Source organism: Erwinia billingiae Eb661, from assembly GCF_000196615.1.
GTDB classification, from domain to species: domain Bacteria; phylum Pseudomonadota; class Gammaproteobacteria; order Enterobacterales; family Enterobacteriaceae; genus Erwinia; species Erwinia billingiae.
Genome location: NC_014306.1, coordinates 1,392,552 through 1,405,088, shown reverse-complemented (window position 1 = coordinate 1,405,088; position 12,537 = coordinate 1,392,552). Strand labels below are relative to the sequence as shown.

The window sequence follows — 12,537 nt, the reverse complement described above, 5'->3', positions numbered from 1 at the left end:
ATCTCTCTCTGCCCTGAAGAGCGCCGGAACGGGGCGCATAATTTGTGTGCAATTACTGCTTGAATTCGATACTAGATCGATAATAATAGCTGTACAATAATTTCTTTGTTACTGAACAAACGGATTTCTTATGACCTCAACGCTGGACCTGCGCTGGTTTGCTGAACGCCTTACCGATGCTTCTGTTAAAGGGATTGCCGGGGTGACGGCGGGCCTGATTCGCGAAGGGCAAATCCCGATAGGCACGCATTTGCCTTCGGTTCGCGATCTCGCAGAAGCGTTAGGCGTCAGTCCGGCGACGGTTTCCGCCGCCTGGGGACAGTTAAAGCGGCAGAAGGTGATTGCCGGGAAAGGCCGCAGCGGCGTGTGGGTCTGTGGCGATAACGTCACGCCGAGGCCGGTGCGTTTTGAGAAGATCGGCAATTATGGCGACAATATCCGCGCCGATCTGGCCATGGCGTCCCCCGATCCGACGTTAATGCCCGATCTGCAGGAGGCGATGCGCCAGGGCGTTCTTTGCCCACAGCTCAACAGCTACCAGCGCGATCCGATCTCGCAGCCGTTGCTGGAGGCGATCAAACCGGACTGGCCTTACCAGGCCGACGCCTGGCTGGCGACCGAGGGGGGCTTTGCGGCGATGAATACCCTCGTGCAGACGCTGTTTTCGCCAGGAGAAAAGGTGATCATTGAGGATCCCACCGCCACCAGGCTGCTGGATATTCTGGACAATATTGGCGCCGAAGTGATGCCGCTGGCTTGTGATGAGCACGGCCCGCTGCCTGGCGCGCTGGCGATGTTACTGAATAAAGGCGCAACCGCCTTTATCTATCAGCCGAGGACGCACTCCGCCACCGGCCATACGGTCAGTGAAGCACGCAGCGAAGCGCTGGCGAAAGTGTTAATGGGTACGCGGACGTTGATTGTGGAAGATGATGGCATCGGCGAATTGTCGGTGCATCCGGTCTGGAGCCTGGGCCGTTATTTCCCGGAACGCACCCTGCACGTCCGTTCTTACTCCAAGGCTTACGGACCCGATCTGCGTCTGGCGGTCCTTTCTGGCCCGTCTGAGCACCTTAAGCGTATTCAGTCATGGCGCAATTTTGGCGCCGGCTGGACCAGCCGCATTACTCAGCAGGCAGTGGCATGGATGATTAACGATCCCGCGACCCAGCAGCAGATACAGCAGGCGAAAGCGATTTACGCTAAGCGTCGTCGCGAGCTGCTCAGCGCGCTGGCAAAGCGAGGCCTGGAACTGCCGGACCGTGATGGTCTGAGTATTTTTATGCCGGTGCAATCGGAGCAGTTTGCGATGATCACGCTGGCGGCACGCGGTATTGCCGTCCTGCCAGGGGAGCGCTGCCGCATTGGAGGGATTCAGTTTATCCGCGTCAGCATCTCAATGATCCAAAGTGACCGCATTGAGAGTATTGCCGACGCTCTGCTGCTGGCCAGTGGGCTGGACAGTAACGCTATTCGTTGAGGTCTTTGATCAGATAACGGGGAGATTCGCTGTAACCTTCCCGGGCATAAAACGCATTGGCTTTGATGCGGTGCGCATTGCAATGGACTTCCATCCGGTCGCAACCCCGCTGCTTTGCCACCTGTTCCGCATGCTGCAGCAACTTTTGTCCTGCGCCTTTGCTGCGCTCACCTTCTGCCACGCAGAAGTAGCTAACGCGGGCAAAATCACCGGCCAGCGCCAGCTGGGGAATAAAGTGTAAAGACAGGAAACCCAGCACCGTGTTGCCATAAACGGCAACCAACAGCTCCTCGGTCTGGTCATCAATCAGCTGTGCAAGACGCCGTTCAATAAACCCTTCGGTATTCTCGTAGCCCAGTTCGGCTAACAGGGCACTCAGGGCAAAACTGTCATTGGCTTCCGCCAGACGGATTTTCATCACGCTTCCTCCAGTTATGAGCCTATGCAGGGCCCTCTCGCCTATGTTTATAGCTTGCCCGGCAGGATAAGCAAGTGTCAGAAACCGGGCGGTTGTTACAGACCCGCAGCCGCATTTCAGGCCAGCAGGCAAATCGGCGGGATCCCGTTGGCCAAAACGGGTTTATTAATGTTTCCTTAATAATGTTTCGCCACACTCTTTGATAAAACCAGCCAAAGAGTTGACCCAATGAATATCTTACCAAAATCCCTGCCTGAAGCTGTTGCTGTTACCGTGAGCCTGTTGGCGGCTGCGCTCTGGCTTAGCCAGTATTTCGCCCGCTAACCGGAGAAGCATTCGTCCCTTTTCACCTGCGGAAAGGGGTAAAAATAACGCAAAAAAAAACCCGCCAATCGGCGGGTTTTTAGAATTCTGTCTGGTAACTTAAATAGCGGCAACGTTAGCAGCAGATGGGCCTTTGGCACCGTTGGTGATTTCGAACTCTACGCGCTGACCTTCAGCCAGAGTTTTGAAACCATTGCTCTGGATGGCAGAGAAGTGTACGAACACGTCTTTGCTACCATCTTCAGGAGTAATGAAACCGAATCCTTTGGACTCATTAAACCACTTAACGCTACCTTTAATCTTAGACATCTATATTACCTTTACATGAAAAATGGACACTAAACTGTGTCGGTGGTTAGTACAGCAATTGCCGAGGCTTTTGTCCAGTCACCCACCGCGAAAAAGTGATAAATATCGCCTTTTTTGAAGATACGTCATACTTTCGCCACGCTTCCCGCAGCTAAAACTGCCAGCGGAACCAGGCAAAGTAAACGTTTCCGTTATTGTAAGTGCCTGGTATATAAGTCATCTGGAAAGTCGCCTTGCTGTAACCTATTGATGCTAAGGGCAGCACTAAAGGGATGGGAATGTACTTCCAGTTATCACGCGCCGTCACCCCTGCGGTGTAGCCTAAACCGAGGTGAAAATCCTGATCGTTCAACGGTCGCCAGGTCTTTTCCCAGCCGTAACCGCCGATCGGTTCCCATTTATTATAGGAGTCCTTAAATGCCATCAGATAGAGGCCGTTCCAGTTCCCTTTCTCATCGTAATGGGAAATCCCGCCACCAGCTCCCCAGGGACGTTCATTGTATCGGTCGGTTTTATCACTGTCGTAGGTCAGTCGGTTATGCCAGGTGACAGCGGGAAGATACACATCGTAGTTATCAGGGGTGTTCCAGGTTTCGCTGACGTTGTCAGTAAACGCCGTCCAGGTACTTGAGATACCGGTCGCCAGGGTGATCGCCCCGGCAAAAGGCGCAAAACACAGACTGGACAGGGCCAGCAAGAAAAGGGGGAGTTTTAGTGACTTCACTGAATGATCTACCGTTCACATGGTGTTGAAAAGACGCTGTTACTAACGGCAATCAGAAGCAATCCAAATGTCGTTCCGTCGTAAAAATAGCCATTATACCGATGCCGCTTAAACGCTTGCTGAATGTGCCTGCTTTATTTTTATGCAGCTAACGGGCATCTGGCTCAATTTTTTCTGAAGGCGATTTTAACAATGCCTTGCCACGCTTTCTCCAGGATGAATCCCAGGCAAGCGTAGTCCTATGCTTACCGTCATGAGCGAAACCCGCTCAGTTGCTCCTGCTAAGAATCCCCTGTAAGCAAAATTAAATCCCGCCCTAAGAAAAATCCTTAATCGTCAAACGTGAAATAATCACCTACATACTCTAAGGTCATCCTTATTAATCAATTTGTTACCGGTGAATATCACCTGAGTTTACTGATAAGTATAATTTATCAATGTGCGGATTTTTTTTGGTAGACTCAGAGGACGCTTAAAGCAAGGAGGTGAGAGCTGATGAGAATTCGCTGCAATAAATGTGGTGAGGTGAAGATAGTCTTTACCACCCGAGGAGATCGGTTCGGTCAACATCATGGCGCACGTTGTGCAACCTGTAAAAAGCCGATCAGCCTGAAGGATCTTTCTTTCAGAAGCGCCCTTTTACAAAGTGAAGAGGTGACAGCGCGCAGGACTCCACTGCCACCTGAGTCTTAGAACAGAATTTTGAACACGCCTGTGATGGTCAATAAACCAACAATAAAAATAATCGCAATAATCCAAAGTATTAGCTTCATTCCATTTTCCTCAGCCACAGTAAAAAGTCACTACGATGTAGTGGCTTGAGTATAGAAGAAGATTTTTTCCTTTGCGCAATCGGCGCCTCACGCCAGCGAATAAAGTCCGTTCAGACACTTAGCGTCCAGATGCCAAATTAATGCTTTATTGTCATAACGTTAGCTAAATAATTAACGTTAAAATCCCCTACCCGATTTTTTTCGCGATGGCGGTCACGCTCTGCGTTTTCTTTACCTTTCTCACCAGGATGTCACTGCGCGGTGGGACTAAACTGATGAGTGTCATTTGCTATGGACTCACTTGCTATGACTTTTTCATGACGTTAACAAGGAGATCTTATGAGCACAATTAATAGCAGCATGGGCCGTTATAGCCTGAAGGCCAAACACAACGGCAATCATATTAAAGGATCGATTGCCATCAATGATGAAGGCGGGTCGCAGCTCACCCTCCAGGAGTTTAATGAACATTACCTGGACGACGTGGTGAATAACGTGATTTATCCCGTTACCGGCGGAAACCGGGTGATTGCCAATGCATTCAGAGATGAGATGGTAAAAGCAGGCTTTGTTCAGCCGCATTAGCGGTGGCGTGATTGATTAAGGGCCCTTATCTCAGGGCCCTTTTGTTTTGCGGACAATCGCGGCGTGCTGATTGTCTGCCCTTTCCTCAGGCCGTGCATTCACTCAGGTTACCCGCAAATCCTCATAGGAAACCATCACGTGCTCGACAAAAGCGGGCCGCAGCTGCAGGCGCTGATAATACGCCTCGACGGCCGGAAATGGCGTGCGGGCGAGTTCAATATCGAAATAACGGAACAGCAGATGGCCAAACTGAATATCGGCCAGCGTCAGTTCATTTCCCGCCAGATAGGCATGTTGGTTTAACTGCGCCTCGGCAATTGCCAGTTTGCTATTCAACACTGACAGCGCTGCCGCAATGGCCGGATAATCGCGATCTTTTTCCGCCGTTCTGACCACTCGCCAGAACAGGGGAGCAGTAAAGCTGTGGGCCACGTTGATCTTGGCCCACTCTGCCCACTTATCCACTGCCGCGCGTTGTGCAATATCCGCCGGCCAGAACGTCCTGTCAGCATAACGATTGGCGAGATAACGCAGGATAGCGCCGGTTTCCCATAGCGGTTCCCCTTCCCCGTCACGGATCACCGGTACGGTGCCATTCGGGTTCATGGCCAGAAATTCTGCCGTGTCGTTGCCACCGTACTTATGGCCAATATCCACCCGTTCACAGGGTAATCCCAACTCTGCAATGCACCACATCACCGCCTGCACGTTGGAAGAGGTTTTTCTGCCCCAGACTTTCAGCATGACGTTATCCTTATGCTGTTAATAACAGGTTTGATCCTCAGCCCGCGGGAGTTTGCGCCTCCGCCTTTTGCAGCGGCTCTTCCGCTGGCTCCTCATCCGATCCATCATTATCATAGTTTCTTCGTAAGCGCTTGCTCACCAGAAACACCGGCGTGGCAAGAAACAGCAACAGGCTTCCGGCCATGCCACAGACCAGCAGGCTGATACAGCCGGTAATCCCTTCACCCGCGGTAAGCCCTGCCACCACCAGCGCCAGGATAAAGAAGAACGACAGCGTCAGGCTGACCGGCCAGATATTGGTGATATCCATATCGCTGAGCGCCATTTTCACCGGTTTTTTGGCCGCTTTTTCCGCCAGTTTTTCCGCTTCAATCGCCTCTTTAACCGCATTCAGATCGACACAAGGCGCAATAAAGTCTTCCGCGGGCTGCGGATGATACAGCGCGTCGAAAATACGCTCGACCGGCGGAAATGTCACTGGCCAACTGCCGCTGTGCACCCCATAGGTGGTTAATGCTGGCAAGGTGATACGCGGCCATTGAACCGGTTGGAGATAACGGTCGTTATACACCACCCAACTCTGCCGCGTCTGGCCTTTGGTGACGTGATAAAGACGGAAACGGTCGGCCGGAGGGTAGTTCAGATTACTGACCCGTGCGGTGATAAAGGGGATATGCCGCAGACGACAATAGTTCACCCGGCTTTGCCCCTGCGCAGCCAGCAGCAGCCCAAGTGAAGGCAGGAAATACCATGAGGTACTCTCCGCCGCCATCGGACCGTCCAGGTGCTCAAGGAGTTTCGTTTCACTGGTGGCGCTCAAATGCTCTGGCCACCAGCGCCAGCTACGCCCAATCACCCGCTCCGTCGGCACGCGGAAAATGCCCAGCGGTTCGGTTTCCGCCGGCAGCCTGGCGAAGGGAAAAATTTTGCTAAAAAAGGTCAGGGCATCATCCGGCCCGTCCCATTCACCGCTGGCTTCAAGGCCGTGAAGGTTGGCCGTCAGTTCACCCCAGCCTGTTTTCCCGAGCATATCGATCTGATATTTGGTGTCCGCCAGGCGTTTTCCTAACCGCAGTATTTCCTGCGGGATCCCCTTAAGCGGCAGCTCGGGGAGCGTCGGCACCTGAATCTGTTCATTTTCCATACTGCATACATCCCCAAAGGCAATTGCCCACAGACCTGTTTAATAAAAAGGATAATTAACCGTGTAACGCAGAAGGCGTTTGAGAAAGGTGTTGGGTGGCCTGCGCCGAAAATGGGGCAAATTGACTTAAGGTCGTTTGTTATTTTTATTGCCGGTCGAAATTTGGCTTTAGTCAAAAAACCAAATACTATCAAGGTGATAGTATACTTAGCAAAGGTGTTTTTTGGCAACAGCCTTGGATGAGATTACCGGGTGCAGGGCGGGATTCGCGAATAAAAGGAGCCGATAAACGGCTCCAACTGATAACGATTTCAGCGAGCTAGCGATAAAACCTGGCCGCTGGTTAAGGCCATTGTATGGCTGAATGACGCAGCCAGATTGACATCCTCGGGCGTATACACCGCAATGCCCTGTTGCTCTGCAGCCAGCGCCACCGAGCCGTGGAAGTGATTTTCTCCCACCGCGTCTGGATGGGTGAAGACCGCCAGAACCTCAATCCCGGCCTCGATCAGCGCCTTCAGTCCGGCGCAGCCCATGTCATGATAAGCAAAGACGATCGCTTTCATCAACGCTCACTCCCTCAATCAGCGGCAGCTTGCAAGAATGTCATCAGACGGCACATATTCTTTGGTCTCGGTCCCCGTGAGCCCCAGCAGGGTGGAGAACAGATTATCCTGAGAATAGTTGTTGTTCGCCGCCTCTTTCTTCAGACAGGTCTCATTAATACCAAAGCGTTTTTTGTAATCTTCCGACAGCCAGATCAGCATCGGCACATGCTTTTGTTGAACCGGCGCAATGGCATACGGCATACCGTGCAGATAGACGCCACTTTCACCCAGCGACTCGCCGTGGTCGGACAGATAGACCAGGCTGGTAGTGAAATTCGCATCGTTCTGCTTCAACACCGTGATGGCTTTATCGACAATATAATCGATATACAGAATGGTGTTGTCATAGGTATTTACCAGCTGCTCGCTGCTGCAGGTCTGGATCTCGTTCGTATCACAGGTTGGCGTGAACTTACGGAAGCTGGCAGGATAACGATGATAGTAGGTCGGGCCATGGCTACCGATGGTGTGCAGCACAATGACGCCGTTGCCTTTCAGATTTTTAATATAATCCTCGAGCTTATTAAACAGGATCTCATCGTGGCACTCACCCTCAATGCACATGCCGGGTAAATCCAGGCTGGTGACATCTTCATGGGGAACACGATCGCAAGCCCCTTTGCAGCCGCCATCATTTTCTTTCCACAAGACGTTAATTCCCGCACGCTGAATCACATCCAACAGGCCTTCCTGATGACTGGCCAGTTCTTCATCGTAATGGGCTCTGGGCATATTCGAGAACATGCACGGCACGGAAACCGCGGTGGCGGTGCCACATGACGTCGTATGAGGGAAATAGAAGACGTTATCTTTCGCCAGCAACGGGTTGGTATCACGGCCGTAGCCAGATAACGAGAAATTATCGGCACGCGAGGTTTCACCGAGCACCAAAATGGTCAGGGTCTTCTTCGGGCCGGCCAGCATTTTTGGATTTTGTTTCGCATCTTCGCCTATTTTCACCAATGGCAGATTATCCAGCTTGTGGTGAGAGTAATAAGAATAGGACGCGACGATACTGTTGGAAGGCGATAGCGATTTCACCAGCTCTTTATCGTTGCGGAATAACGAGGCGTAATCTTTATAAAAGAAGGTGGCAACGAGAGCAATCAACGCCACCGAGACCACCAGGCTGGCCAGACGAAAAACCAAACTCTTCCACACCGGCTGCGTTTTTTTAATTTTTATCCAAAACGCCACAATCACCATCAACAGGCCAAGGACTAAGATGGCGAATAACAGTTGCGGGGTCACTAATGCCAGCGTCTCGGAAGGCGTGGTGTCCAGCATATTGGTTATCATTGAACGATCGATGATAATCCCGTAATTCATAATGAAATATTGGGCTGATGCTGAGACCAGAATAAAAATGGCAATAAGAATGCGGTCGAGCCATATAAAGGAGGCAATGGTTAGCAGGATATTAATCACGCTAAATGCCACCACCGGCATCGAAAAAAAGACCAACAGGTTATGGAATGAGGTCAGCGGCAAGTTGGCCAGCACCTGCCGGTAATAGGCAATATTGAGGAATACGGCGATATAAACGGAAAACAATATCAGGAAGGCAACCCGACTGAGCGTGGGCCGTTTCAGAATCGATGACAGTGACATAAACAAAGCAGGTCCGGTGAACGTCAGAAATTATTGCAGCAGTATGACATTTTTAAGATTAGGACAACCTTAAGCATTTTAATTTTCTGGACCTGAGACTCACGACAAAAACGTTATATGGTCTGGCGAATGGGGGCAAAGGCCTGCCCTTACAGGCAGGCCAGCAAGCTTACACCACGTTCTGCAACAGCAGGCAGCCGATTAAGCCGCACAGCGAAATCACCGTTTCCAGGCCGGACCACGCACGAATGGTTTCGCCGATAGTCAGGTTGAAATACTCTTTGAACAGCCAGAAGCCGGGATCGTTAACGTGCGAGAAGATCACGCTACCGGAACCAACCGCAATCACCATCAGCTCAGGGCTGACGCCGGTGGTGGCGATAATCGGGGCGACAATGCCACCGGCAGTAATCGCCGCAACGGTTGCAGAGCCCAGCGCAATACGCAGCGCGGCGGCAATCGACCAGGCCATCAGGATTGGCGAGATGGTACTGCCTTCCATCATGCCGGCGATGTATTTATCCACGCCACTGTCGACCAGCACCTGCTTGAAGGCCCCGCCACCGCCGATAATCAACAGCATCATGGCGATGATTTTGATTGAGTCGGTCAGCGTCCGCATCACTTCATCCATGGTGCGGCCGCGGTTCAGCCCAAAGGTGAAGATCGCAATTAACACCGCAATCAGCGTTGCCATGATTGGGTCACCAAAGAACTCGGCATAGGCCAGCAGCGGATGCCCTTTTGGCAACACCATCTCAGCAACTGCACGCAACGCCATCAGCACCACCGGGACTAACGCGGTCCAGACGCTGACGCCAAACCCTGGCATCTCGGCTTCGGTGAAGGTTTTCTTGTTATACAGACCTTCCGGGATTGGCTTATCAATGCTCTTCAGGAAACGGGTGTAGACGGGGCCCGCCAGGATTACCGTAGGGATCCCCAACAGCGTACCGAACAGCAGCGTTTTCCCCATATCCGCGTGGAACAACGTGGCGATAGCCGTTGGGCCCGGGTGCGGAGGCAGGAAGCCATGGGTGACGGACAGCGCCGCCGCCATCGGCACGCCAACGTAGAGTAAAGGTACGCGCGCAGAAGCCGCGATGGTCAGCACCAGCGGCAACAGCAGCACAAAGCCCACTTCATAGAACAGCGCGAAGCCGACGGTAAACCCGGTCAGCACCACCGCCCATTGAATGTGTTTGGTGCCAAATTTGGCAATCAGCGTGGTGGCAATGCGCTGCGCACCGCCACAGTCCGCCAGCAGTTTGCCGAGCATCGCGCCGAAGCCCATAATCAGTGCCAGGCTGCCCAGCGTGCCGCCGACGCCAGCTTTGATCGAACCAATCACTTTGTTAACAGGCATTCCCTGCATCACGCCGACCGCCAGTGCGACCAGGATCAGGGCAATGAATCCATTCAATTTCAAGCGGATCATCAGCAGCAGTAACAGCACTACGCCAATCGCAACGATGACTAATGGCATAAATATTCTCCGGTGTGTGGCCCGGATGCGTCATCAGGGTCACATTAATTTTTCCCGCCTTGCTCACGGCGTGACGGGTATCAGTGTCAGGGTATTCAGGCATAACTCACGAGGTGTTACCGGGAACATGTTAACGGTAACATCCCAACGCTGATATGCTCCGGCAGCGGGAAATTTACATTTTGAGATGAAGATCAAACTTTTGACACATGGCGAGGTAGTCACACAACGGCTGACCACATTTTGACCCAAAACAAGAAAACGCGTTTTTCGTAAGGGATAAACGTAACAAAATGATTCTACGTGAATCAAAATAAGAAATTAAGGTTTAACATTTACACGGTTTTTCATAGCAAGTGATGACGCAGGGGAACCTGACCATTGTTGATAACATTCGGCGGGTGAATATTTAATTTCAAACACCCTTTAAAATAACAATAAAATAACATACCCCTTTTCGGAGTGATGTTTTTTCTGATTAATTTCCCATTTGTGCGCTTGTTCGAGGAATTGAATCTCTAAAAAGTTATAGCAACGCGCTCATACATAATTAAAAGTCGCGCGCTTTTTTACAATACGTCGCCCTTCCCTCTCCCCGACGGCGGCTGCAAAAAGCCCTTCCGGCCCGAAAGACACAGTATTCTTACATTGCGGCATCATTCGGCTACTCTTATTTAACAGCGCGTCAAAATATTTTAACCTGATGATGAAACAATTCATCGCAAAGATCCGCGCTGTTATAGGCAGATTTCCTATTACTGTAGCTACTCCTTCACCTGATTTGGTCTCAGGATCAATCCTTCGATGAAATACCCGTTTAGCGGCGGCTGAATGTAGCCCGCTTGTTAAATGTCGGTAAATAAAAAAGAAAGGCAGTTTTTTATTATGTTAGATCGAGGTAAGCAATGTTTGGATTAGATGCGTTCCACCTGGCAAGGATACAGTTCGGGTTTACCGTTTCCTTCCATATCCTCTTCCCGGCCATCACTATCGGCCTCGCCAGTTTCCTGGCGGTGTTGGAAGGGCTATGGTTGAAAACCAAAAACCCGGATTATCGCGACCTGTACCATTTCTGGTCAAAAATCTTCGCCGTTAACTTTGGTATGGGCGTGGTGTCCGGCCTGGTCATGGCGTATCAGTTCGGCACCAACTGGAGCGGCTTCTCGCAGTTTGCCGGCAGCGTGACCGGTCCGCTGCTGACTTACGAAGTGCTTACCGCGTTCTTCCTCGAAGCGGGCTTCCTGGGCGTGATGCTGTTCGGCTGGAACCGCGTGGGTCCGGGCCTGCACTTCTTCGCTACCTGTATGGTGGCGTTGGGCACCCTGATCTCGACCTTCTGGATCCTCGCCTCGAACAGCTGGATGCAGACCCCGCAGGGTTATGCCATTCAGAACGGCATTGTGGTCCCGGTTGACTGGTTCAAGATTGTCTTTAACCCGTCCTTCCCGTTCCGCTTGCTGCATATGTCCACCGCGGCGTTCCTCGCCAGCGCCTTCTTTGTTGGCGCTTCTGCGGCGTGGCACCTGCTGCGTAAAAACGACACGCCGGCAATCCGTAAAATGCTGTCGATGGCCATGTGGATGGCGCTGATCGTTTCGCCAATTCAGGCGATGCTGGGCGATGCCCACGGTCTGAACACCCTTGAGCATCAGCCGGCGAAGATTGCCGCGATTGAAGGTCACTGGGAAAACCCACCGGGTGAGCCAACGCCGTTGGTGCTGTTCGGTATTCCCGACATGGAACAGGAAAGAACCAAGTATGCGGTTGAAATTCCGTATCTGGGCAGCCTGATCCTGACCCACAGTCTGCACAAGCAAGTGCCTGCGCTGAAGTCATTCCCGAAAGAAGATCGTCCTAACTCGACCATCATCTTCTGGTCGTTCCGCGTGATGGCCGGTCTGGGCATGCTGATGGTGTTCCTTGGCTTCGCCAGCCTGTGGCTGCGTTTCCGTAACCGTCTTTACACCTCTCGTCCGTTCCTGTGGTTTGCACTGGCGATGGGTCCATCAGGTCTGATTGCACTGTTGGCGGGTTGGTTCACCACTGAAATCGGCCGTCAGCCGTGGGTGGTTTACGGTCTGCTGCGCACCAAAGATGCGGTATCTGCCCATGGCGATCTGCATATGAGCATCAGCCTGATTGCCTTTATCGTGGTCTATATGTCGGTGTTCGGCGTGGGTTATACCTACCTGTTCAACCTGATCAAGAAAGGCCCGCAACCGGGTGAAGGTGACCACACGCCAGACGGCGGTCCGGGTACCCATCACACCCCTTCACGTCCGCTGTCAGCCGTGCAGGAAAAATTAAATTCGCCGGAAGAGGGGAAATAAC

11 protein-coding genes and 1 pseudogene are annotated in these 12,537 nt (G+C 52.0%); 3 read left to right on the top strand and 9 right to left on the bottom strand.

Annotation, left to right across the window (positions count from 1 at the left end):
• Positions 1–130: 130 nt before the first annotated feature.
• A complete protein-coding gene (locus EBC_RS07860) occupies positions 131–1,480 on the top strand; it encodes an aminotransferase-like domain-containing protein (protein ID WP_013201260.1) in 1,350 nt (449 codons plus the stop codon).
• Here the strand turns inward: EBC_RS07860 and EBC_RS07855 are convergent.
• The 4 genes from EBC_RS07855 to EBC_RS26390 all read right to left on the bottom strand — a co-directional run bounded on the left by EBC_RS07855 (position 1,470) and on the right by EBC_RS26390 (position 4,028).
• Positions 1,470–1,898, bottom strand: a complete 429-nt coding sequence (locus EBC_RS07855; RefSeq protein ID WP_013201259.1) for a GNAT family N-acetyltransferase — start codon at positions 1,896–1,898, stop codon at positions 1,470–1,472. The genes EBC_RS07860 and EBC_RS07855 overlap by 11 nt on opposite strands.
• 423 nt (positions 1,899–2,321) lie before the next feature.
• On the bottom strand, positions 2,322–2,531 hold the full coding sequence (gene cspE, locus EBC_RS07850; RefSeq protein ID WP_004156612.1) for a transcription antiterminator/RNA stability regulator CspE: 210 nt from the start codon (positions 2,529–2,531) through the stop codon (positions 2,322–2,324).
• A gap of 151 nt (positions 2,532–2,682) precedes the next feature.
• On the bottom strand, positions 2,683–3,210 hold the full coding sequence (gene pagP, locus EBC_RS07845) for a lipid IV(A) palmitoyltransferase PagP (RefSeq protein WP_269446439.1): 528 nt from the start codon (positions 3,208–3,210) through the stop codon (positions 2,683–2,685).
• A gap of 734 nt (positions 3,211–3,944) precedes the next feature.
• The gene (locus EBC_RS26390) at positions 3,945–4,028 is read right to left on the bottom strand and encodes a small membrane protein YohP (protein WP_441316267.1); all 84 of its coding nucleotides are present in this window, start codon (positions 4,026–4,028) and stop codon (positions 3,945–3,947) included.
• Positions 4,029–4,367: 339 nt separating this feature from the next.
• On the opposite strand from EBC_RS26390, the gene EBC_RS07840 reads away from it, so the two are divergent.
• Positions 4,368–4,613, top strand: coding sequence for a hypothetical protein (locus EBC_RS07840; RefSeq protein WP_013201257.1), 246 nt, complete (start codon positions 4,368–4,370; stop codon positions 4,611–4,613).
• 102 nt (positions 4,614–4,715) lie between these two features.
• On the opposite strand, the gene EBC_RS07835 is transcribed toward EBC_RS07840, so the two are convergent.
• The 5 genes and pseudogenes from EBC_RS07835 to gntT form a co-directional block, all read right to left on the bottom strand.
• Positions 4,716–5,357 (bottom strand): glutathione S-transferase family protein, encoded by a 642-nt coding sequence (locus tag EBC_RS07835; protein ID WP_013201256.1) that lies wholly within the window; start codon positions 5,355–5,357, stop codon positions 4,716–4,718.
• A gap of 37 nt (positions 5,358–5,394) precedes the next feature.
• A complete protein-coding gene (locus tag EBC_RS07830; protein WP_013201255.1) occupies positions 5,395–6,501 on the bottom strand; it encodes a hypothetical protein in 1,107 nt (368 codons plus the stop codon).
• A gap of 377 nt (positions 6,502–6,878) precedes the next feature.
• A pseudogene (locus tag EBC_RS07825) lies at positions 6,879–7,067 on the bottom strand (hypothetical protein); the annotation flags it as partial.
• An 18-nt stretch (positions 7,068–7,085) separates the two neighbouring features.
• Positions 7,086–8,720 carry a phosphoethanolamine transferase EptA gene (gene eptA, locus EBC_RS07820; RefSeq protein WP_013201254.1) on the bottom strand — a complete coding sequence of 545 codons (1,635 nt, stop codon included), beginning with the start codon at positions 8,718–8,720 and terminating at the stop codon, positions 7,086–7,088.
• Positions 8,721–8,889: 169 nt separating this feature from the next.
• Positions 8,890–10,206, bottom strand: a complete 1,317-nt coding sequence (gene gntT / locus EBC_RS07815) for a gluconate transporter (protein ID WP_013201253.1) — start codon at positions 10,204–10,206, stop codon at positions 8,890–8,892.
• A gap of 905 nt (positions 10,207–11,111) precedes the next feature.
• Here gntT and EBC_RS07810 point away from each other — a divergent pair.
• On the top strand, positions 11,112–12,536 hold the full coding sequence (locus tag EBC_RS07810) for a cytochrome ubiquinol oxidase subunit I (RefSeq protein ID WP_013201252.1): 1,425 nt from the start codon (positions 11,112–11,114) through the stop codon (positions 12,534–12,536).
• Position 12,537 lies beyond the last annotated feature (1 nt).

Excerpts from the sequence above, each read along its gene's own strand:
- gntT (WP_013201253.1), bottom strand. The coding sequence starts at position 10,206 with ATGCCATTAGTCATCGTTGCGATTGGCGTAGTGCTGTTACTGCTGCTG.
- EBC_RS26390 (WP_441316267.1), bottom strand. The coding sequence starts at position 4,028 with ATGAAGCTAATACTTTGGATTATTGCGATTATTTTTATTGTTGGTTTA.
- EBC_RS07840 (WP_013201257.1), top strand. The coding sequence starts at position 4,368 with ATGAGCACAATTAATAGCAGCATGGGCCGTTATAGCCTGAAGGCCAAA.
- EBC_RS07835 (WP_013201256.1), bottom strand. The coding sequence starts at position 5,357 with ATGCTGAAAGTCTGGGGCAGAAAAACCTCTTCCAACGTGCAGGCGGTG.
- eptA (WP_013201254.1), bottom strand. The coding sequence starts at position 8,720 with ATGTCACTGTCATCGATTCTGAAACGGCCCACGCTCAGTCGGGTTGCC.
- EBC_RS07860 (WP_013201260.1), top strand. The coding sequence starts at position 131 with ATGACCTCAACGCTGGACCTGCGCTGGTTTGCTGAACGCCTTACCGAT.
- cspE (WP_004156612.1), bottom strand. The coding sequence starts at position 2,531 with ATGTCTAAGATTAAAGGTAGCGTTAAGTGGTTTAATGAGTCCAAAGGA.
- EBC_RS07855 (WP_013201259.1), bottom strand. The coding sequence starts at position 1,898 with ATGAAAATCCGTCTGGCGGAAGCCAATGACAGTTTTGCCCTGAGTGCC.
- EBC_RS07830 (WP_013201255.1), bottom strand. The coding sequence starts at position 6,501 with ATGGAAAATGAACAGATTCAGGTGCCGACGCTCCCCGAGCTGCCGCTT.
- EBC_RS07810 (WP_013201252.1), top strand. The coding sequence starts at position 11,112 with ATGTTTGGATTAGATGCGTTCCACCTGGCAAGGATACAGTTCGGGTTT.